The 19,690-nt window shown below is 59.1% G+C and carries 18 protein-coding genes and 4 tRNA genes; 12 read left to right on the top strand and 10 right to left on the bottom strand.

Features of this window, described 5'->3' with window-relative positions:
• The first annotated feature begins 59 nt into the window (after nt 1-59).
• The 5 genes from clpB to AC1DVE_RS21515 all read left to right on the top strand — a co-directional run bounded on the left by clpB (nt 60) and on the right by AC1DVE_RS21515 (nt 3,339).
• Entirely contained in the window at nt 60-2,624 is a 2,565-nt protein-coding gene (gene clpB / locus AC1DVE_RS21535) for an ATP-dependent chaperone ClpB (RefSeq protein ID WP_223454825.1), read from the top strand.
• 300 nt (nt 2,625-2,924) lie between these two features.
• Nucleotides 2,925-3,000: transfer RNA gene (locus AC1DVE_RS21530), tRNA-Asn, on the top strand.
• Between the two features lie 9 nt (nt 3,001-3,009).
• Nucleotides 3,010-3,086 (top strand) — tRNA-Pro (locus tag AC1DVE_RS21525).
• Between the two features lie 5 nt (nt 3,087-3,091).
• A tRNA-Lys gene (locus AC1DVE_RS21520) sits at nt 3,092-3,167 on the top strand.
• Between the two features lie 95 nt (nt 3,168-3,262).
• Nucleotides 3,263-3,339 (top strand) — tRNA-Pro (locus AC1DVE_RS21515).
• A gap of 170 nt (nt 3,340-3,509) precedes the next feature.
• On the opposite strand, the gene AC1DVE_RS21510 is transcribed toward AC1DVE_RS21515, so the two are convergent.
• The 3 genes from AC1DVE_RS21510 to AC1DVE_RS21500 form a co-directional block, all read right to left on the bottom strand.
• Nucleotides 3,510-4,808, bottom strand: coding sequence for an NAD(P)/FAD-dependent oxidoreductase (locus tag AC1DVE_RS21510; protein WP_223532960.1), 1,299 nt, complete (start codon nt 4,806-4,808; stop codon nt 3,510-3,512).
• A 60-nt stretch (nt 4,809-4,868) separates the two neighbouring features.
• Entirely contained in the window at nt 4,869-5,042 is a 174-nt protein-coding gene (locus AC1DVE_RS21505) for a DUF3094 domain-containing protein (protein ID WP_007970531.1), read from the bottom strand.
• 104 nt (nt 5,043-5,146) lie between these two features.
• Nucleotides 5,147-5,773, bottom strand: a complete 627-nt coding sequence (locus AC1DVE_RS21500; RefSeq protein ID WP_007970534.1) for a DUF1780 domain-containing protein — start codon at nt 5,771-5,773, stop codon at nt 5,147-5,149.
• A 219-nt stretch (nt 5,774-5,992) separates the two neighbouring features.
• Between AC1DVE_RS21500 and AC1DVE_RS21495 the strand changes: the two genes are divergently transcribed.
• The 3 genes from AC1DVE_RS21495 to AC1DVE_RS21485 are packed head-to-tail and all read left to right on the top strand — an operon-like array spanning nt 5,993 to nt 9,845.
• Nucleotides 5,993-7,336, top strand: coding sequence for an MFS transporter (locus tag AC1DVE_RS21495; RefSeq protein WP_223532962.1), 1,344 nt, complete (start codon nt 5,993-5,995; stop codon nt 7,334-7,336).
• A 3-nt stretch (nt 7,337-7,339) separates the two neighbouring features.
• Complete coding sequence (locus AC1DVE_RS21490) at nt 7,340-8,560, top strand: benzoate/H(+) symporter BenE family transporter (protein ID WP_223454831.1); 1,221 nt, start codon at nt 7,340-7,342, stop codon at nt 8,558-8,560.
• 16 nt (nt 8,561-8,576) lie between these two features.
• Nucleotides 8,577-9,845 (top strand): OprD family porin, encoded by a 1,269-nt coding sequence (locus AC1DVE_RS21485; RefSeq protein ID WP_223454832.1) that lies wholly within the window; start codon nt 8,577-8,579, stop codon nt 9,843-9,845.
• A gap of 9 nt (nt 9,846-9,854) precedes the next feature.
• Here AC1DVE_RS21485 and AC1DVE_RS21480 read toward each other — a convergent pair whose 3' ends face one another.
• Nucleotides 9,855-10,097 carry a DUF2790 domain-containing protein gene (locus AC1DVE_RS21480; protein WP_223454834.1) on the bottom strand — a complete coding sequence of 81 codons (243 nt, stop codon included), beginning with the start codon at nt 10,095-10,097 and terminating at the stop codon, nt 9,855-9,857.
• Nucleotides 10,098-10,218: 121 nt separating this feature from the next.
• Here AC1DVE_RS21480 and AC1DVE_RS21475 point away from each other — a divergent pair, with 121 nt between their 5' ends.
• Together AC1DVE_RS21475 and AC1DVE_RS21470 are read left to right on the top strand one after the other, a co-directional pair.
• Nucleotides 10,219-11,151, top strand: coding sequence for a LysR family transcriptional regulator (locus AC1DVE_RS21475; protein WP_223454836.1), 933 nt, complete (start codon nt 10,219-10,221; stop codon nt 11,149-11,151).
• A 71-nt stretch (nt 11,152-11,222) separates the two neighbouring features.
• Nucleotides 11,223-11,912 carry an energy-coupling factor ABC transporter permease gene (locus AC1DVE_RS21470; RefSeq protein WP_223532977.1) on the top strand — a complete coding sequence of 230 codons (690 nt, stop codon included), beginning with the start codon at nt 11,223-11,225 and terminating at the stop codon, nt 11,910-11,912.
• A gap of 35 nt (nt 11,913-11,947) precedes the next feature.
• On the opposite strand, the gene yacG is transcribed toward AC1DVE_RS21470, so the two are convergent.
• From yacG to AC1DVE_RS21450, 4 genes are read right to left on the bottom strand one after another with little or no spacing between them, the layout of a single operon-like run.
• Nucleotides 11,948-12,148 (bottom strand): DNA gyrase inhibitor YacG, encoded by a 201-nt coding sequence (gene yacG, locus AC1DVE_RS21465; protein WP_218432541.1) that lies wholly within the window; start codon nt 12,146-12,148, stop codon nt 11,948-11,950.
• Nucleotides 12,145-12,768: a dephospho-CoA kinase gene (gene coaE / locus AC1DVE_RS21460; protein ID WP_223454840.1), complete on the bottom strand. Its 624-nt coding sequence runs from the start codon at nt 12,766-12,768 to the stop codon at nt 12,145-12,147. The genes yacG and coaE overlap by 4 nt, the downstream gene beginning before the upstream one ends.
• Complete coding sequence (locus tag AC1DVE_RS21455) at nt 12,765-13,637, bottom strand: prepilin peptidase (protein WP_223454842.1); 873 nt, start codon at nt 13,635-13,637, stop codon at nt 12,765-12,767. The genes coaE and AC1DVE_RS21455 overlap by 4 nt, the downstream gene beginning before the upstream one ends.
• A 1-nt stretch (nt 13,638) precedes the next feature.
• Complete coding sequence (locus AC1DVE_RS21450) at nt 13,639-14,856, bottom strand: type II secretion system F family protein (protein ID WP_223454844.1); 1,218 nt, start codon at nt 14,854-14,856, stop codon at nt 13,639-13,641.
• 227 nt (nt 14,857-15,083) lie between these two features.
• Between AC1DVE_RS21450 and AC1DVE_RS21445 the strand changes: the two genes are divergently transcribed.
• Nucleotides 15,084-15,506 carry a pilin gene (locus AC1DVE_RS21445; protein ID WP_223454846.1) on the top strand — a complete coding sequence of 141 codons (423 nt, stop codon included), beginning with the start codon at nt 15,084-15,086 and terminating at the stop codon, nt 15,504-15,506.
• A 300-nt stretch (nt 15,507-15,806) separates the two neighbouring features.
• Nucleotides 15,807-16,163 carry a BON domain-containing protein gene (locus AC1DVE_RS21440; RefSeq protein ID WP_223454848.1) on the top strand — a complete coding sequence of 119 codons (357 nt, stop codon included), beginning with the start codon at nt 15,807-15,809 and terminating at the stop codon, nt 16,161-16,163.
• Nucleotides 16,164-16,359: 196 nt separating this feature from the next.
• Here the strand turns inward: AC1DVE_RS21440 and AC1DVE_RS21435 are convergent, their stop codons facing one another.
• Both AC1DVE_RS21435 and AC1DVE_RS21430 read right to left on the bottom strand, forming a co-directional pair.
• The gene (locus AC1DVE_RS21435) at nt 16,360-16,656 is read right to left on the bottom strand and encodes a DUF2845 domain-containing protein (protein ID WP_223446861.1); all 297 of its coding nucleotides are present in this window, start codon (nt 16,654-16,656) and stop codon (nt 16,360-16,362) included.
• On the bottom strand, nt 16,656-19,613 hold the full coding sequence (locus tag AC1DVE_RS21430; protein WP_223532969.1) for a DUF748 domain-containing protein: 2,958 nt from the start codon (nt 19,611-19,613) through the stop codon (nt 16,656-16,658). The genes AC1DVE_RS21435 and AC1DVE_RS21430 overlap by 1 nt, the downstream gene beginning before the upstream one ends.
• Between the last annotated feature and the right edge of the window lie 77 nt (nt 19,614-19,690).

Genomic DNA, 19,690 nt, shown 5'->3' with positions numbered 1-19,690 from the left:
GCAGGTTTCTTCATTCAGGATGTTTTATAGGTCCGGCCTGCTCAAAAGGAAGGTGACCCATGCGTATAGACCGTTTAACCAGCAAATTGCAGTTAGCGTTGTCCGATGCCCAATCCCTGGCTGTCGGCCACGATCATCCGGCCATTGAGCCGGCGCACTTGATGCAAGCCTTGCTCGAGCAGCAGGGCGGCTCGATCAAGCCCCTGCTGATGCAGGTGGGCTTCGACGTCAACAGCCTGCGTAAAGAGCTGACCAAAGAGCTCGACCAGCTACCGAAAATCCAGAACCCGACCGGTGACGTGAACATGTCGCAGGATCTGGCGCGCCTGCTCAACCAGGCCGACCGTCTGGCCCAGCAGAAGGGCGACCAGTTCATCTCCAGCGAACTGGTGCTGCTCGCCGCCATGGACGAGAACAGTAAGCTCGGCAAGCTGTTGCTCGGCCAGGGCGTGAGCAAGAAAGCCCTGGAAAATGCGATCAACAACCTGCGCGGTGGCGAGGCCGTCAACGACCCTAACCACGAAGAAGCGCGACAGGCGCTGGATAAATACACCGTCGACCTGACCAAACGCGCCGAAGAAGGCAAGCTTGATCCGGTGATCGGCCGTGACGATGAAATTCGCCGGACCATCCAGGTGCTGCAACGTCGTACCAAGAACAACCCGGTGCTGATCGGTGAGCCTGGCGTGGGTAAAACCGCCATCGCCGAAGGCCTGGCCCAGCGCATCATCAATGGTGAAGTGCCGGATGGCCTCAAGGGCAAGCGCCTGTTGTCCCTGGACATGGGGGCGCTGATCGCCGGCGCCAAGTATCGCGGTGAGTTCGAAGAGCGCCTGAAATCCCTGCTCAATGAACTGTCGAAGCAGGAAGGGCAGATCATCCTGTTCATCGACGAACTGCACACCATGGTCGGCGCCGGTAAGGGCGAAGGCTCGATGGATGCGGGCAACATGCTCAAGCCGGCCCTGGCCCGCGGTGAGCTGCACTGTGTCGGTGCGACCACGCTCAACGAGTACCGCCAATATATAGAGAAGGATGCGGCCCTCGAGCGACGCTTCCAAAAAGTGCTGGTGGATGAGCCGAGCGAAGAGGACACCATTGCCATCCTGCGTGGCCTCAAAGAGCGCTACGAGGTTCACCACAAGGTGGCGATCACCGACGGCGCGATCATTGCCGCGGCCAAGCTCAGCCATCGCTACATCACTGACAGGCAGCTGCCGGACAAGGCCATCGACCTGATCGATGAAGCCGCCAGCCGCATCCGCATGGAGATCGACTCCAAGCCGGAAGTGCTGGACCGTCTGGAGCGTCGTCTGATTCAGCTGAAGGTGGAATCCCAGGCGCTGAAGAAAGAAAGCGACGACGCGGCGAAGAAGCGTCTGGAAAAGTTGCAGGAAGAAATCGCTCGGCATGAGCGTGAATACTCGGATCTGGAAGAAATCTGGAATTCGGAGAAAGCCGAGGTCCAGGGTTCGGCGCAGATCCAGCAGAAAATCGAGCAGTCCCGTCAGGAACTGGAAGCGGCCCGTCGCAAAGGCGACCTGAACCGCATGGCGGAGTTGCAGTACGGGGTGATCCCGGACCTGGAACGCAGCCTGCAAATGGTCGATCAGCACGGCAAAGCCGAAAACCAGTTGCTGCGCAGCAAGGTAACTGAAGAAGAGATCGCCGAAGTCGTTTCGAAGTGGACCGGTATTCCGGTGTCGAAAATGCTCGAAGGCGAGCGCGAAAAACTGATGAAGATGGAAAGCCTGTTGCACCAGCGTGTGATCGGCCAGGACGAAGCGGTGGTTGCGGTTTCCAACGCGGTGCGGCGTTCCCGCGCCGGGTTGTCCGACCCGAATCGCCCGAGCGGCTCGTTCATGTTCCTCGGCCCGACCGGTGTCGGTAAAACCGAGCTGTGCAAGGCGCTGGCCGAGTTCCTCTTTGATACTGAAGAGGCGATGGTGCGGATCGATATGTCCGAGTTCATGGAGAAACATTCCGTGGCTCGCTTGATCGGTGCGCCACCAGGCTACGTGGGGTATGAAGAGGGCGGTTACCTGACCGAGGCCGTACGTCGCAAGCCGTATTCGGTGATCCTCATGGACGAAGTCGAGAAGGCGCACCCGGATGTGTTCAACATCTTGCTGCAAGTGCTCGAGGATGGTCGTTTGACCGACAGCCATGGCCGCACGGTGGACTTCAAGAACACCGTGATTGTCATGACCTCCAACCTGGGGTCGGTGCAGATCCAGGAACTGGTCGGTGATCGTGAGGCGCAGCGTGCAGCGGTGATGGATGCGATTTCCAGCCACTTCCGGCCGGAGTTCATCAACCGGGTCGACGAAGTGGTGATCTTCGAGCCATTGGCGCGGGATCAGATCGCCGGCATTACCGAGATCCAGTTGGGTCGTCTGCGCAGTCGCCTGACCGAGCGCGAGCTGAAGCTTGAGCTCAGCCCTGAAGCCATGGACAAGCTGATCGCGGTCGGTTACGACCCGGTGTATGGTGCGCGGCCGCTCAAGCGCGCTATCCAGCGTTGGATCGAGAACCCGCTGGCGCAGCTGATCCTGTCCGGTCGATTCATGCCGGGCGATACCGCTCACGGTGTGGTGGAAAACGACGAAATCGTCTTCGTCTGATCCAAAACGGCAGCAAAATCGAAAAGGCCTCGCATAACGAGGCCTTTTTTTCGTTAGGCTGTTGAACTCAAAGGAAAAGGCTTGTAAAGTGCGCCCCGCAGTAAGTCACCCGCCAGGGTTTCCGCTCCCCAAGCAGGAATCCAAAATAAGTTGCAAATCATTAACTTGAAAGCAATTTAGGGGGTTGACAGAGGTGCTGAAGATTGTAGAATAGCGCGCCTCAGACACACGAACGCAGCGATGCGAACGGGTCGAAGAGAACGCAGTAAAGCTTCAAAGTTGTAAATTGAAATGTGTAGTTCCGTGATAGCTCAGTCGGTAGAGCAAATGACTGTTAATCATTGGGTCCCAGGTTCGAGTCCTGGTCACGGAGCCAATTTCAAACCGGGGTATAGCGCAGTCCGGTAGCGCGCCTGCTTTGGGAGCAGGATGTCAGGAGTTCGAATCCCCTTACCCCGACCATTTTTGGGTCGTTAGCTCAGTTGGTAGAGCAGTTGGCTTTTAACCAATTGGTCGTAGGTTCGAATCCCACACGACCCACCATTTTTGAAACCAGTTAGCGCTGGAATCGAATCTTAAGATCAGAGGCCAAAAGCGCTGATCGAAGAAGGTGCCTTGCAAAGGTGCCTTTTTTTTACCGGGGTATAGCGCAGTCCGGTAGCGCGCCTGCTTTGGGAGCAGGATGTCAGGAGTTCGAATCCCCTTACCCCGACCATATTAAAAATCCTCGTATCGCAAGATACGGGGATTTTTTTTGCCTGCGAGAAACTCAGGACATCGCAAAACTAATGTGGGAGCGAGCCTGCTCGTGAAAGCGGTGTGCCAGTCAACATTGATGCTGGCTGGCTCGACCTCTTCGCGAGCAGGCTCGCACACAGTTTTATATCAGTGCAGCTTCAAGCGAGGCTCGGTGCCGCGCCCGATCTTGCTGCCCAGCATCAGCATCGCCGTGCGGAACGGCCCGTACAACGCCATCTGGTGCATGCGGTACAGCGACACGTAGAACATCCGCGCCAGCCAGCCTTCGAGCATCACGCTGCCGGTGAGGTTGCCCATCAGGTTACCCACGGCCGAAAAACGCGATAGCGAGATCAGCGAGCCGTAGTCGGTGTACTTGTACTCCGGCAGTGGCTTGCCTTCGATGCGCAGTTTCAACGATTTGGCCAGCAACGAAGCCTGTTGGTGCGCGGCCTGGGCACGTGGCGGAACATTGCGGTCGCTGCCCGGTTGCGGGCAGGCGGCGCAGTCACCGAAGGCGAAGATGTTCTCGTCACGGGTGGTTTGCAGGGTCGGCAGCACTTGCAGCTGATTGATGCGGTTGGTTTCCAGGCCATCGATGTCCTTGAGGAAACCCGGTGCGCGAATACCCGCGGCCCAGACTTTCAGGCTGGCCTTGATTTCGTTGCCGTTGGCGGTGATCAGGCTGTCGGCCGTCACTTCGCTGACAGCGGCATTGGTCATGACGTTGACCCCGAGTTTCTCCAGGGTTTTATGCACAGGTCCGCCAATCCGCTCCGGCAGCGCCGGCAGCACCCGTGGACCGGCTTCGATCAGGGTGATGTGCATGTTTTCCGGTTTGATCCGGTCCAGGCCATAGGCTGCCAATTCGTGGGCGGCGTTGTGCAGTTCGGCAGCCAGCTCGACCCCGGTGGCACCGGCGCCGACGATGGCCACGCTGATTTGCTCGATCGTGTCGGTCTGACCGGCGTGAGCGCGCAAATAGTGATTGAGCAGTTGCTGGTGGAATCGCTCGGCCTGTTTGCGGGTGTCGAGGAACAGGCAGTGCTGCGCCGCGCCCTGGGTACCGAAATCGTTGGTGGTGCTGCCGACGGAGATCACCAGCGAGTCGTAAGGCACTTCGCGGGCCGGCACCAGCTCCACACCAGCTTCGTCATAGGTGGCGGCCAGCTGGATTTTTTTCTTCGCACGATCGAGCCCGCTCATGCGCCCCAGCTGGAACTCGAAGTGGTTCCATTTGGCCTGGGCCACATAGTTGAGTTCATCTTCGGAAGAGTTCAGGGAACCGGCCGCCACTTCGTGCAACAACGGTTTCCAGATGTGGGTCAGGTTCGCGTCGACCAGCATCACGCTGGCTGTGCCGCGCTTGCCCAGAGTCTTACCCAGACGGGTAGCCAACTCCAGACCGCCGGCGCCGCCGCCGACAATGACAATACGATGGGACATAAGGATAACTCGCAAGGCTAAAAGAAATCGGTGCAATTACCCGAGCGAGCGCGAGGCAGCTCATAGCGTCAGGTAACTGATAAGTCGGCTCAACAAGCCCAGACCAATGGTCACTGCCAAGACCAGTACAAGGAGCATCCACGGCCGGAAAGGCCGGCGCTCGACTTGGTGCTGGGACAACTGCAGGTACTCTTCGACATGCTTTTGGTCGTCGGGGTTCAGGCGGCTGGTCATATCGGGCCTCGTCAGGAGTAGACGTTGCTGAATGTGTAGAAGCTACAGGGAAATTATTCAGCTGTGAACGGAGCTTAGCTGCTGACCGGGGAAAGGCTCGAGGCTCACAGGCTGATCCCGACGTCGAACACAATGCTGCGCCCCAGGTTGCTGCGCAAGAAGTCCGGCGCATCCGGGTGAGCGAACAGCACGCGGGCAAATGTCGGCCCAACCAATGACAGCGAACGCCAACCTTGGCGCAGGTATTCGGTCGGCGGCGGGAAATGGCTGTTGAGGTCCAGCACTTCGCGTTTGAGGCTGGCGAAGGCAATGATGTCCAGCTCACCCAGATCCATGCCGCGTTCTTTGTAGTTGTGCGCCTTTTTACGCAAGGTCGGCGCCAATCGCAGCAAAAATTCGTTGGCGGGGATGCGTCGTGGCTTGGCCTCGCGGCGCACCAGTTGACTCAGGGAAAACGCGCTGCGTCGGCGTTGCAGCTCGTCGCGCCATTCATCGTTGAGGCGCCGGCCCTCGTCGAGCACGAAGAACACCTCGAAACTGGCATCGCGAAACAACACATCCGGCGGCTCGCCAGCGGGGGCGAATTCATCGGCACGATAGGGAATGTTCAAGCCTTGCAGCAGGCGCTGGCAGACCCAACGCTCACGCTCCCATTTGCGGGCATTGGACAGGAACGCGTTGGCCTGCTCAGCCGCGATGGTCAGCAGGCGTAAATAATCTGAGTCATCCATAGGCCCAAGCTTAGCGTTCAAATGTGATCGCAAAGAAGACAATTTGTCGGAGAGGCTCAATGCCTTCCGTTCCCATGCCCGTTTCAGGGCCCTGCACAAAATGGATAGTGATCTGCGCTCACTGGCTATTGCCACGTATCGGGCGGCTCTACCCTCGGCTGTACGGACGTAAGCCGTGTTACCGACGCTCTAAAAAAACAACAACAAGAGATATATGCCATGCGCAAGATCGACGTACATGAGGTTATCGACAACGCTCGTTTCAACCGCTTTCACTGGATGGTGCTGTTCTGGTGTGCCCTGATCATCATCTTCGACGGTTACGATCTGGTGATCTACGGCGTGGTCTTGCCGATGCTGATGAAAGAGTGGGGGCTCAGTCCTCTGCAAGCCGGTGCACTGGGCAGTTATGCACTGTTCGGCATGATGTTCGGCGCGCTGTTCTTCGGTCCGCTGTCGGACAGGATCGGCCGCAAGAAGGCCATCACGATCTGCGTGATGCTCTTCAGTGGTTTCACCGTGCTCAATGGTTTCGTCCGAACCCCCACCGAGTTCGGCCTCTGTCGCTTCATTGCCGGGCTCGGCATTGGCGGCGTGATGCCTAACGTCGTGGCACTGATGAACGAGTACGCTCCGAAAAAAATCCGCAGCACTCTGGTCGCGATCATGTTCAGCGGTTACTCGGTGGGCGGCATGCTGTCCGCCGGGCTGGGCATTGTGCTGATCCCGAGTTTCGGCTGGCAGGCGGTGTTTTACGTGGCGGTCCTGCCGTTGCTGTTGTTGCCGCTGATCATGTATTTCCTGCCCGAATCGGTGGGCTTCATGTTGCGTCAGGGGCGTAATGAAGAGGCGCGCAATATTCTTGAGCGGATTGATCCGGCTTACGTCGCGCAAACGTCTGATCAATTGCACATGGCTGAAGTGAAGGGCACGGGCACCCCGGTGTTGCAGTTGTTCCGTGAAGGCCGTGCGCTGCGCACGCTGATGCTGTGGCTGGCGTTTTTCTGCTGTCTGTTGATGGTGTACGCGCTGAGTTCCTGGCTGCCGAAACTGATGGCCAACGCCGGTTACAGCCTGGGTTCGAGCCTGTCGTTCCTGCTGGTGTTGAATTTCGGGGCGATCTTCGGCGCGGTCGGTGGCGGGGTGCTGGGCGACAAACTCAATCTGCCGCGGGTGCTGTCGGTGTTTTTCGCCATGGCGGCGGTGTCGATCACTCTGTTGGGCTTCAACAGCCCGATGCCGGTGTTGTACCTGCTGATCGCCATTGCGGGTGCCACCACCATTGGCTCGCAGATTCTTTTGTACGCCTGCGCCGCGCAGTTTTATTCCATGACAATTCGTTCTACCGGCCTGGGCTGGGCGTCGGGCATTGGGCGCAACGGGGCCATCGTCGGTCCGCTGCTGGGTGGTGCCTTGCTCGGGATCAGCTTGCCCCTGCAATTGAACTTCATGGCGTTTGCCTTGCCCGGTGCGGTGGCGGCCCTGGCCATGACCGTGTTCGCCATCAGCAGCCGACGCAGCGCTGCTGGCGTCAACCCAGCGTTGTCAGCGACCGGTGCCTGAATCATGAAAGCGTTTTTCCAGGACTTCTCGTTGTCAGCCGCCGTGGCTGGATTGATTGCCACGGTGATTTCCTATGCCGGCCCGTTGGTGATCATCTTTCAGGCGGCAGAAGCGGCACATCTTTCGCGGGAAGTGTTGTCGTCCTGGATCTGGGCGATCTCCATTGGCAGCGCCGTGCTCGGTATCGGTTTGAGCCTGCGCTACCGCGTTCCGGTGATCATCGCCTGGTCGGCGCCGGGCTCGGCGTTGCTGGTGACGCTGTTGCCGGACATCTCCATGGCAGAGGCGGTGGGGGCTTATCTGGTCAGCAGCCTGATCATTTTCGTGGTTGGCATCTCGGGCGCTTTCGACCGGATCATCAGCAAGCTGCCCGCAGCCATCGCGGCGGCGATGCTGGCCGGGATCCTGTTCAGTTTCGGCACCGGCTTGTTTGTGTCGATGCAGCACAAGCCGTTGCTGGTCCTGGCGATGTTTGCCTGCTACCTGATCTGCAAGCGTGTGATGCCGCGTTATGCGGTGATGATGGTGCTGCTGGTGGGCTGTTCGATCGCCGCGTTCACCGGTGATTTGCATCGTGAAGCGCTGGTGATCGGCCTGGCCACGCCGGTGTGGATCACACCCGAGTTCAGCCTGGGCGCGATCCTGAACATCGCCTTGCCGCTGGTGATGGTGGCGCTGACCGGTCAGTTCGTGCCCGGCATGGCGGTGCTGCGCGCCAGCGGATATCCAACGCCGGCGAGCCCGATCATCGCCAGTAGCGCGCTGGGCACGGCATTGCTGGCGCCGTTCGGGTGCCATGGACTGAATCTGGCGGCGATCACCGCGGCGATCTGCACCGGTCGCGAATCCCACGAAGATCCTCGCAAACGCTACGTGGCCGGGGTCGTCGGCGGCCTGTGTTACCTGCTGCTGGGGGTCTTCGGCGCCACGCTGGTCTCGCTGTTTTCAGCGTTCCCCAAAGAGTTGATCGCGGCACTGGCCGGGCTGGCCTTGTTCGCCGCCATTGCCGGCGCGTTGACGGGCGCGATGGCGGTGCCGAGCGATCGTGAAGCCGCGCTGGTGACCTTTCTGGTCACGGCTTCGGGCATGTCGTTGTTCGGTTTGTCCGCGGCGTTCTGGGGGCTGATTTTCGGCATGGTCACCCATGTGCTGTTGAGCGCCCGTCGTTCCGTCCCCCGTTACAAATCCACTGCAACTGAAGTCTTTCAACCAGTCGATCAATAACAATAAGAGAAAAACGATGAAACAGATTCTCCCAACAACCGGTTCTGCGTTGTCCCTGGCTGTCGTCTCGAGTTTTTCCACAGGTGCGATGGCCGCTGAAAAAGGCTTTATCGAAGACACCACCGCGACGTTGCAGGCGCGCAATTACTACTTCAGCCGCGACTATTCCGACATCGTCGGCGCCAACCAGCAATCGAAGGCTGAAGAGTGGGCCCAGGGTTTCATCCTCAACGTGAAGTCCGGATACACCCAGGGCACCGTCGGGTTTGGGGTGGACGTCATCGGCTTGCTCGGCCTCAAGCTCGACAGCGCCCCGGACCGGACCAATACCGGTTTGCTGCCGGTGCAGGGCGACGGCCGCGCGGCGGATAACTACAGCCGCCTGGAAGGCGCGTTGAAGATGCGCTACTCCAAAACCGAGCTGAAAGTCGGTGAGTTGCAACCCAATCTGCCGGTGTTGGCATTCAGCGATATTCGCCTGCTGCCACCGAGTTATCAGGGCGCAAGCATCACCTCCAACGAGATCAATGGCCTGACGCTGCAGGGTGGTCACTTGAGTTCAACCAGCCTGCGCAACGAGGCTGGCGACGAAAAGATGCAAGCGATGTTGGGTCATGTGCCGCAGCGTCAGGTCAGCAGTGACGGTTTCAATTTTGCTGGCGCTGATTATGTCTTCAACGACAAGCGCAGCTCGGTCAGCGCCTGGTACGGGCAACTGGAAGATATCTACAACCAGCGTTTTCTGGGTTTAAAGCACAGTGAGCCGGTGGGCGACTGGATCCTCGGCGCCAACCTCGGTTATTACGATTCGCGCGAGGACGGCAAGAAACTGCTGGGCAACATCGACAACCAGGCGTTCTTCTCGTTGCTGTCGGCCAAGCGTGGCGGCCATACGTTTTACGTCGGCTATCAGGGCATGTTCGGTGACAGTGCGTTCCCACGGGTGTTTGCCAACATCTCACCGCTGGGCAACGAAGTGCCGACCTATGAGTTCGCCTTCACCGATGAACGTTCCTGGCAGGCGCGCTACGACTACGACTTCGCGGCGCTCGGCGTACCGGGGCTGACCAGTACCGTGCGCTACATCAGCGGCAACAATGTCGATACTGGCAAGGGTTTTGAAGGCAAGGATCGCGAGCGTGACCTGGATATCGGCTATGTGTTGCAGAGCGGCAGTCTCAAAGGCCTTGGCATCCGCGTGCGCAATGCCATGGCGCGTTCCAACTACCGCAGTGATATCGACGAGAACCGCTTGATCCTCAGCTACACGTGGACCTTGCTGTGAGCCCTTTGATCACAGGTTGCTGGTGCAATCACCCATGACGTTGTAGGTCACGCGGCGGGTCTGGCCCTGATGATCGACATATACCATGGTCGCCGGTACGACCCCGCACGCGGTCGCGGTGTCCGACACAGAAACCACGCTGGCGATGTCCAGTGGCTGCTCCGGGTTGTACAGGACTGCGAGGGGCTCGTTGTCAGCGGCCATGGCCGAGGTGGCGATAACGGTCAGCAACAGGCTGATCAACGTTTTCATGTTGGCGTGCTCCGTGTCGGTTTCGATGTCTGAATTTTAGTCTTTGCCACCGACGGATAAAGGGGCGAACGGCGGATGCAGCCTTACATAAAACGTAACAGTCATCGCCCGAGGGGGGCTTATGGATGTGCTTAACAACTTGCGCGTGTTCATCCGGGTGGTGGACTGCGCCAGTTTCACCGGGGCTGCCGATGCGCTGGATCTGTCGACCGCGCAGGTATCCCGATTGGTGGCGGATCTGGAGGAACATGTACAGGCGCGTCTGCTGCAACGCACCACGCGGCGCTTGAGCCTGACCGACGCCGGTGAGCGCTTCCTGCTGCGCAGCCGGCAAATCGTCGAAGCCATGGATGAGGCGACGGCCGAGGCCCGCGGCGCTCATATCAATCCGGCCGGACGTTTGCGGGTGCACAGCATGAACGGCCTGGGTGTGCTGCTCACGCCGTTGATCGCCCGCTATAGCGAGCTTTATCCCGATGTGGTGTTCGAGCTGACCTTGTCGCAGCGCAATCCCGATCCGCTGGAGGAGGGGCACGATGTGGTGATTTCTATCGCTCCCGAACTGGCCGACTCGCAAATGGTTGCGCAGGCCATCGGGCAGATCTACAGCGTGCCCTGTGCCTCCCCGGCTTACTTGCAACGCCGGGGCGTGCCGCAGCAGCCGCTGGCGCTGAGCGATCATCAATGCCTGCGCATGCTCGACCCGTTGTACAGCGATCAATGGCTGTTCCAGGACGAGCACGGCGAGCACGCTGTCAGCCCGGCCAAGACCTTTCAGTGCAATGTTGCCGAGTCGATGGTCAAGGCTTCGGAGTCGGGCATGGGCATCAGCCTGCTGCCGTTCTACACCGCGACGCGGCCCTTGAACGACGGCACTTTGCTGCGCGTGTTACCTGCATGGCGCCTGCGCGAACGCAATGTGTATGCGCTGTATCCTTCGCGACGCTTTCTCGATGCCAAGGTCCGCACCTGGGTGGACTTTCTCAAGTCTGAGCTACCGAAGCTGTTCGCCGAACATGACGCGGTGATGAACGATCCGCGGCATTGGGCTTGAGGTCGAAGGGCAGGCGAGCGGCGGTGTAGACTGAGTGTTTGTTGTCTTTCGCCAAGGAGTCGCGCGTAGCCATGATCGGTGCAGAGTTGCTGTCATCGCAAACCCTTGCGGTCGGCTGGCTGATCTATGTGCCGGTGTTGATCTGGGCGATCTGTCGCGCGCCGTGGGTCGAACTGTTCACCGACAGCCGTCGTCAGCATCTGCTGTTTGGAACGGTGTTTGCGCTGTTTCTGTTGTGGCTGGTGCGGCGCGACTTTGATACCGGCGTGTCTTACCACTTCATCGGCATGACAGCGGTGACGCTACTGCTGGACTGGCCGCTGGCGCTGGTTGGCGGGTTGGTTGCGCAAATGGGGCTGGTGCTGCTCGGCCGACAGGACCTGGCGGCGGTCGGGGTCAATGGCGCGCTGTTGATTGCGCTGCCGGTGCTGGTCACCGAGTGCTGCGCCATTCTGGTGGAGCGGGCGCAGCCACGAAATCCCTTCGTGTATATCTTCGTTTCCGGATTCTTTGCCGCCGCGCTGTCGGCGTTGCTGTGCCTGCTGCTGGGGCTGTGGTTGCTGTGGTTCGATGAGCGTTTCGAGATGCCGTACTGGCTTGAGGATTTTGTCGGTTACCTGTGGCTGATCATTTTTCCCGAAGCGTTTATCAACGGCATGATCGTCAGTGCGCTGGTCGTGTTTTGTCCGGAGTGGCTGGAAACGTTCAACCGCACTCGCTACCTCTCGGCGCCCTGGAAGGATGACGATCCCAAGTCCTGATCCACATCAAAACCTGGAATCGCCCACTCGATGGATCAGTGGCGCGGGTCAAAGTCGCCGCTGAACATCTCGTCCTCGGCATCGGGGGGCACTGGAATCTTGTGTTCTTCGGACGCCCAGGCCCCCAGGTCGATCAGTTTGCAGCGGTCGGAGCAGAATGGCCGGAATTTGCTCTCGGCGGTCCATTCCACGGGGGCGCCACAGGTTGGGCATTCGACGGTTGTTGGTTGGCTCATGACTGGCCTCCACGCAAAGAAAGATAAAAGTGATGCAGGCGTTCGACCTCGCTGTGCAGCCAGGCAAGGTCGCGATCATTGACCACGACGTCGTCGGCATGGCTCACGCGATCCTGGCGGCTGGACTGGGCCTTGAGGATCGCCTGGACTTGCTGCTCGCTGGTTTGGTCACGTTGCAGGGTGCGTTCGATCTGCAATTGTTCGGGGGCATCGATCACCAGCACCCGTTGAGTGATGGCGTATTGCCCGGACTCGATCAGCAGCGGCGAAACCAGAATCGCATAAGGCGATTTTGCCAGCGCCAGGTGGTGAGCGATCTCCTCGCCGATCAGCGGATGCAGGAGGGCTTCCAGCCAACGGCGTTCTTCAGGCACCTCGAAGATCAATTTGCGAAGCGCGGCGCGGTCCAGTTGCCCGTCGGCCTGCAACACGCCGAGGCCGAAGTGCTCGGCGATTTGCGCCAGTGCTGGGCGGCCGGGTTCCACTACCCAGCGAGCGGCGTGATCGGCGTCGACCACATGCACACCCAGATCTATGAAGTGTTGGGCGGCCGCACTTTTGCCGCTGCCGATGCCGCCGGTCAGGCCGAGAATCCAGGGTTTTTCCACAGGGCTATTCATTTCAAACCGACAAACTGCCAATAGAGGTCGGTTATTTGACCACCCCAGAGCAACGCAATCCAGCCGGCAATGGCCAGATAGGGACCGAAAGGGATCGGCGTCGAGGTTTTTGCATTGCGCCAGCGCAGCAGCATCAGCCCGATAATGGCACCCACCAGCGAGGACAGCAGGATGGTCAACGGCAAAATCTGCCAGCCACCCCAGGCGCCCAGCATCGCCAGCAGCTTGAAATCACCGTAGCCCATGCCGTCCTTGCCCGTGATCAGCTTGAACAGCCAGAACACCGACCACAGCAGGCTGTAACCGGCGATCGCCCCCCAAAGCGCCTCGTGCAACGTCACGAACAGGCCGAAACTGTTGACGATCAACCCCAGCCAAATCAACGGCAGCACCAGTACGTCCGGCAATATCTGATGTTCGGCGTCGATCAGGCTCATCGCCAGCAAACCCCAGCTCAGGACCAGCACCAGGCAGGCCGGCCAACCGAAGCCGAAGTGCCAGGCAACAAACGCCGACAACAGCCCGCAGGCCAGTTCGGTCAACGGATAGCGCGGGCTGATCGCTGCCGCACAGGCTGAACAGCGGCCGCGCAAAAACACATAACTGAGCAGCGGGATGTTTTCCCAGGCGCGGATTCGGTGACCGCAGTGCGGGCACTGGGAGTGGGGCAGCAACAGGTTGTAAGTCGGCAGCGGCGTTTCGCCAGGCAGCCCGAGAATGTCATGGGCCTGCTCACGCCAGTCGCGTTCGAGCATTTTCGGCAGGCGCCAGATCACGACATTGAGGAAACTGCCGACCAGCAGGCCGGTGATGCCTGCGAGAAGGACAAAGGCCAGCGGAGAGTGAATCAGAATTTCATTCAAGGGCATGTCAGATCGCTGAGCCAAGTTGGAAGATGGGCAGGTACATGGCAACTACCAGTCCACCGACGATAACACCCAGCACCACCATGATGAACGGTTCCATCAGGCTGGTGAGGTTATCGACCATGTTATCGACGTTGTCTTCATAGAACCCCGCGACTTTGTCGAGCATAGCGTCCAGGGTGCCTGACTCTTCGCCGATGGCGGTCATTTGTATCGCCATGTTCGGAAAGACGCCGCAGGTACGCATGGCGAAATGCAATTGCATGCCGGTCGAGATGTCCTGCCGAATGCGCAATACCGCGCGCTTGAACACGACATTGCCGGTCGCACCGGCCACTGATTCCAGGGCCTCCACCAGCGGCACGCCGGCTGCGAAAGTGGTCGACAGTGTACGGGCGAACCGGGCCACGGCGGACTTGTGCATCAGGGTGCCCACCAGCGGCAGTTTCAGCAGCCAGGTGTCCATCCGGTCGCGAAAGGCCGGGGATGTCCTGAGGGCGTGGCGCACGCCGAAGGCCATGGTGATCAGTGCGCCAAGGACCACCCACCACCAGGCCTGCATGAATTGCGACAGGCCAATGACCATCACGGTGAAGGCCGGCAGTTCGGCGCCAAAGCCTTTGAACACCGACTCGAACTGCGGCACGACATTGACCAGCAGAATCCCGGTGACTATCGCCGCGACGAACACCACCACCAGCGGGTAGGTCATGGCTTTCCTGATCCTGGCCTTGAGGCTTTCGCTTTTTTCCTTGTAGGTCGCGACCCGCTCCAAAAGGGTGTCGAGGGCACCGGCCTGCTCGCCAGCATCCACCAGGTTGCAATACAGCTCATCGAAATACCGGGGCTTCTTGCGCAGGGCAGCGGCGAAGCTGCTGCCTGCCGCAACTTCCTGTTTCAGCTCGTCCACCAGCTTGCGCATGGCCGGATTGTCGAAGCCCTCGCCGATGATCTCGAAGGACTGCAACAACGGCACGCCGGCCTTCATCATCGTCGCCATTTGCCGGGTGAACAGGGCAATGTCCTGGGCCTTGATGCGCTTGCCCATGCTGAAAACCGAATGGTTTTTTTTGCGAACCTTGCCGGGACTGATGCCTTGCTTGCGCAGTTTCGCCTTGATCAGCGCCGGGTTTTGAGCGCTGAGTTCGCCGGTCACTTTTGTGCCTTTGCGGTCGATGCCTTCCCATGCATACACGCTGATTTTCGCTGCCTTGACCGCCATGTTCAGTCCTGGGTATTCCGATTGAATTGCTCTTATAGCCTAGTCAAAGGACGAGGCCAAACCCGCAAGGGTGAGGTGACAAAAAACGTCAGATAGTGCTGATCCTGGTAGTAGGTAAGCGCTTTTCGGCCACCACGCCCCCTGCCAACAGGGGCTTCTGGCATTGGCACAGGCTGTGCTGCCATGGGGCAGGTCATGAGCCTTCGACTCATGCATGGAGCTTGTACATGAACAATCAAAAAGGTTTTACCCTGATCGAGTTGCTCGTCGTGGTGGCGATCATCGGGATCCTGGCAACACTGGGCCTGCCGATGTATTCCAAGTACCAGGCTCGGGCCAAGGTCACGGCGGCGCTGGCCGAACTGACTGCAATGAAAGTGCCGTTCGAGGATGTGATCAACCAGGGGGAAACCCCGACAATTGCCAACGTGGCGCCCGCCGGCGCGACATCGACCAACCACTGCGCCCTGTCTGTGACGGCTACAACGCAGGCGGGAGCGGGATCAATCGTTTGTACGTTGCAGAATGCCCCGGGGGTGGTCCAGGGCAAAACCGTCACCCTGACACGGGACGAAACCAAAGGCTGGTCATGTAAAAGCAGCGTATCCCAGGACTACTTGCCTAAAGGGTGTTCCGGTTCTGCGGCATGAAGAGCTGAATCAAGTCCCCGCTTTTGCGGGGATTTTCCTGTTTGTCGACCCGTCGTCAAATGCTGCAGATAAAGCTCAGAAATTCAGCATCTTAGGAACTTTCCATAAAACCGCAACTTGCATGCAGTGTTTGTGCTTATCGTGCATTTTGCATGATTCCGAAAGTTGGCTGATTTTGTAACTCGTTGATTAATAAGATTTTTAACTCTTTTTCAAAGTTGGCACAGCGTTCGCAATATCCCTGGTAACCCTGCCGAAAAGACACCCGGCAGACTTTTCAGAAAAACAGGAGTTACTCGTATGAAGAAGTTCGCTATCGCTGCCGCTACTGCCACTGCGCTGACCCTGACCATGGCAAACGCGGCATTCGCCCAGACCACTCAAGCCACCCAGGCTCCGATGACCCTGGCGGCGGGTGAAATGACCAAGGCTACAGAAGCTACTTCCGATACCTGGATCACCACTAAAGTCAAAGCCGACCTGATGACCGAAAAAGGCATTCCAGGTACCGACATCAAGGTTGAAACCAACAAAGGCGTGGTATCGCTGTCGTCGACCACCGCCGTGACCGATTCGCAAAAAGAAATGGCTGTAGCTATCACCAAGAAAATCAAAGGCGTCAAGGCGGTCTCCGCTGACGGCCTGAAAGCCGAGTAAGGCAAGGCTTCTCGCCTGGACCGGGAGAGGGTGCGACAGACGGGCAGAGTCATGGGTCTGTTGCAACCTGAGTGTTCATGCGAACGGCCAAAGGATGTTGGCCACTACAGGCCCCGCGCACTTTTGCCGGGGCCTGTTCTATGTGTAGCGCTGAAAACCCAATGTGCGGGCTTGCTCCCACATTGGATAGTGCTAATTAATTGCCGCGTTTACTGGTGATCTGTTTCAGCCGATTACCTTCGAACCGCAAGTATTGATACATCCCGCCATTCGGTCCGTAGGTCCATTCCTCGACCTGAAATTCCTCACGCCGATCTGCACTGCGTTTGTACCCCAGCAAGTCGCGACTGACCGGTTCACCGCATTTCTGCAAAACCTCACTCGAACGATCGCCGACGCTGATCAACTGGCTGCCACAGCGCAGGGTATCGGCCGCCCAGGCCTGACTGGCGGAGAGCGCCAGGATCAGGCCAGTCAGCTGCCGCCGCATCATCACTCGGCATCCAGATGCATTGGTGTCACTACGCGGCCGTCACTTTGCGCCTCGCCCAGATTGGCGTCGATGAAGTACACCCGGTCATCTTCCAGTTGGGCCTTGTCGACCAGGTAATCCTTGATGCTGCTGGCGCGTTCCTGGCCCAGTTGACGCAACAGCACGTCGCTGGTGCTCCAGAACTTGATCACCTCGGCACGCATTTTCGCGGTGCGCTCTTCCTTGCCCAGGTCCTTCCATTCGGCAGGGGGCTGGGTTTTCAGGCGGGTACGGTAGATACCTTCGAGCAGCGGGCCTTTTTCCCCATCCGGCACTTCCAGCAACGAAGCCTGGGCCGGGACCTTGTCACCGCGGCGCTGGAGCATTTTGTAGTAGTTGTACTGGTACTCACGCTCCAGGCGTTGTTCGGCGATCAGCGGGCCATCGCTGCTCTGGGCGGCGGTGCCTTCGATTTCCAGGCGCAGGGCCGGGCGCTCCTTGAGCGCCTTGGACAGTTTGTCCAGGGCGCCTTCGGCATCCTTGCCCAATTCGCTGGAACCCGCTGCGAATGAAACGCTGCCCAGGTCTTCCGAACCGCCACCGTTGACCAGCCCGCCAATGAGCTTGAACGGCGCTGCCGCGGCTTTGACGATCAGATTGCGCAGGGTCTGCCAGATAATCGGCATGACGCTGAACTGAGGGTTGTTCAGGTCGCCGGTGACCGGCAGTTCGATGGAGATCTTGCCGTCGACGTCCTTGAGCAAGGCAATGGCCAGTTTCAGCGGTAGGCTCACGGCATCGGGGCTGTCGACTTTTTCACCCAGTTGCAGTTGTTCGACCACCACTTTGTTTTCAGCTTTGAGCTGACCCTTGGTGATCTGGTAGTGCAGGTCGAGATTGAGCCGGCCCTTGCGGATACGGTAGCCGGCGAACTTGCCGGAGTAGGGCGTCAGCGTGGTCAGCTCCACGCGCTTGAAGCTGGTGGCGATGTCGAGGCTGGCCATCGGGTCGAACGGATTGACCGAGCCCTTGATGGTCACCGGCGCGTAGCGATCGACCTTGCCCTTGACGTCGACACTGGCCGGTTTCGGCTGGCGGCTGTCGATGGTGCCGATCTGCCCGTTGAGTTGCTGGATGGCGGTGGCGAAGTTCGGGGTCAGGCTGAAGTCGGCGAAGTTGGCCGAACCGTCATTGATGAAAATGCCGCCGATGTGGATGCCCAGCGGTTTTTCGTTGCTGGCCGGTTTGCTCGCCGCCGGTCTTGCCCCGGAGTCCGCCGGCTGGGGAATCAGCAGGTCATCGATGTTGGTGGTGCGATCATCGTTGATCATGAAACGCGCATAGGGCTGGAACAGGTTGATCTTGTCAATCGACAGACTGTCCCCATGCTGATAGTTCAAGCCTTCGACCACGACCTGTTGCCACTTGAGGAAGTCGCGGGTTTTCAGGGTGTCCAGGGTATGCAACTGATCGATCTGGGCGCGGCCTGTGACGTTGAACGCCAGGGGGGCGGTGCTTTTCAGGTCGACCGCCAGATCGCTGCCGAGCATGCCGCTGCGCAATTCCAGGCGAATGAACGGCGTGATGTAGGACTGGGCAACTCGCAGGTCGATGTCCTTGGTCTGTACCTTCAGTCTGGCGCTGACCGGGGCCAGGTTGACCTCGCCGTCGGCCATGATCTTGCCTTGCTTGCCCACGCCGGTATCGAGCTTGAGGGTAAAGGGTGAACCGTTGAGGCTGTCGAAGTTTTGCAGGTCGAGATTCAGCGGAGCCAGATCCAGGGCGACGGGAGGCTGTGCCTTTCGGTCAGCCAGATGCACTTGGTAATCGCGCAACTGTACGTCCTTGAGCAGCACCTGCCAGGGTTTGCCTGGCGCGGCTGGTTCAGGTTTCGGTGAGTCTGCCGCCGCCGGAGTGCTGGCCGGTTCGGCATCCGCCTTGGCTTTGGCAGCGGGTTTGGCCGGCTGGCTGGCGAACAGCTTCTGCCAGTCGAGTTGGCCGTCCGATTCCAGTGCGGCCCAGGTTTCCAGTTTGTGGCTGCGGATCTTGCCGACCACCACTTGCTGTTTGGCCAGGTCTACGGTGGTTTCGCTGACGTCCAGGCGTTCGAGCTTCACCAGCGGCCGGCCATCCGGGGCCTTGATCGCGAAAGGTGCAATGTTGACCGCTACATTGCTCAGCAGCAGCTCGGTTTCCTTGGCCAGGCTGAATTTGTAGTCGGTACTGATGCTCATGACGCCGTTCTCGAGGTCCAGTGGAACGGCATCGCGCACATAGGGCCAAAAGGCTTTCATCTTGCCATCGGTGATTTTCAGCTTACCTTCGGAGGCGATCGGGATCAGGCTGAAGTTACCGGTCCAGTCGATCTGTCCGCCATTGGGGCCGACGGCCACCAAGGTCATGTCGGCGCTGTCATCGGGCAGGGTGCTGAGGTTCTTCAGCTCGAAATCGAGTGTGTCGTAGAGAAACTCGATGGGCTCGCTGGGCCGGGCATCTTCAAAGTGCACGGCGCCGCCGGCCAGTTTGATCCGCTCGATGCGCAGCGGAAACGGCTTGGCATCCGGGTCGGCGGGTGTGGGCTCCCTCGCTGGCAGTTTGAACAGCCCCAGCAGATTGAGTTTGCCGTCCTTGCTGAACAGGATTTCGGTCTTGGGCTTGTCCAGTTCGACATCGGACAGGTGCACCGCCTTGGTCCACAGGCTGTCGAGTTGCAGATTGGCATACAGGCGTTCGAAACCGACCTGCTCCTTGCCGGGCTCGCCGATGTTCAAGCCCCAAAGGGTCAGTTCAAGGCTGAACGGATTGAATTCGATTCGCTGGATCGTGGCGGGTGTGGTGGCGTAGTTGGCCAGTTGCTGGTTGGCAACGCGCAGCGCGACACCCGGTAAAATCAGAAAACCCAGCAAGCTGTAGAGGGCCAGAGCAGTCAACAAGGCGCCGATGGCGCGAATCAATCCTTTGTACATGTGCGGCTTCATCTGTCTGGATCGGAGTGCCTTGGAGTATGGCACGCGTTTCCGGTTCCCAAGTGATTGGCCTGATCAGGAAGTTTCAG

The sequence above is a fragment of the Pseudomonas sp. P4_B4 genome, assembly GCF_056402255.1.
This window is presented reverse-complemented; position numbering and strand designations above follow the sequence as displayed.

Bases quoted from the DNA above. Each gene is read 5' to 3' on its own strand.
- AC1DVE_RS21480 (WP_223454834.1), bottom strand. From the start codon at position 10,097: ATGAAAACGTTGATCAGCCTGTTGCTGACCGTTATCGCCACCTCGGCC.
- AC1DVE_RS21500 (WP_007970534.1), bottom strand. From the start codon at position 5,773: ATGGATGACTCAGATTATTTACGCCTGCTGACCATCGCGGCTGAGCAG.
- yacG (WP_218432541.1), bottom strand. From the start codon at position 12,148: ATGAGCCAACCAACAACCGTCGAATGCCCAACCTGTGGCGCCCCCGTG.
- AC1DVE_RS21510 (WP_223532960.1), bottom strand. From the start codon at position 4,808: ATGTCCCATCGTATTGTCATTGTCGGCGGCGGCGCCGGCGGTCTGGAG.
- AC1DVE_RS21435 (WP_223446861.1), bottom strand. From the start codon at position 16,656: ATGATGCGGCGGCAGCTGACTGGCCTGATCCTGGCGCTCTCCGCCAGT.
- AC1DVE_RS21475 (WP_223454836.1), top strand. From the start codon at position 10,219: ATGGATGTGCTTAACAACTTGCGCGTGTTCATCCGGGTGGTGGACTGC.
- AC1DVE_RS21505 (WP_007970531.1), bottom strand. From the start codon at position 5,042: ATGACCAGCCGCCTGAACCCCGACGACCAAAAGCATGTCGAAGAGTAC.
- AC1DVE_RS21445 (WP_223454846.1), top strand. From the start codon at position 15,084: ATGAACAATCAAAAAGGTTTTACCCTGATCGAGTTGCTCGTCGTGGTG.
- clpB (WP_223454825.1), top strand. From the start codon at position 60: ATGCGTATAGACCGTTTAACCAGCAAATTGCAGTTAGCGTTGTCCGAT.
- AC1DVE_RS21455 (WP_223454842.1), bottom strand. From the start codon at position 13,637: ATGCCCTTGAATGAAATTCTGATTCACTCTCCGCTGGCCTTTGTCCTT.
- AC1DVE_RS21495 (WP_223532962.1), top strand. From the start codon at position 5,993: ATGCGCAAGATCGACGTACATGAGGTTATCGACAACGCTCGTTTCAAC.
- AC1DVE_RS21440 (WP_223454848.1), top strand. From the start codon at position 15,807: ATGAAGAAGTTCGCTATCGCTGCCGCTACTGCCACTGCGCTGACCCTG.
- AC1DVE_RS21485 (WP_223454832.1), top strand. From the start codon at position 8,577: ATGAAACAGATTCTCCCAACAACCGGTTCTGCGTTGTCCCTGGCTGTC.
- AC1DVE_RS21430 (WP_223532969.1), bottom strand. From the start codon at position 19,613: ATGAAGCCGCACATGTACAAAGGATTGATTCGCGCCATCGGCGCCTTG.
- AC1DVE_RS21470 (WP_223532977.1), top strand. From the start codon at position 11,223: ATGATCGGTGCAGAGTTGCTGTCATCGCAAACCCTTGCGGTCGGCTGG.
- AC1DVE_RS21450 (WP_223454844.1), bottom strand. From the start codon at position 14,856: ATGGCGGTCAAGGCAGCGAAAATCAGCGTGTATGCATGGGAAGGCATC.
- coaE (WP_223454840.1), bottom strand. From the start codon at position 12,768: ATGAATAGCCCTGTGGAAAAACCCTGGATTCTCGGCCTGACCGGCGGC.
- AC1DVE_RS21490 (WP_223454831.1), top strand. From the start codon at position 7,340: ATGAAAGCGTTTTTCCAGGACTTCTCGTTGTCAGCCGCCGTGGCTGGA.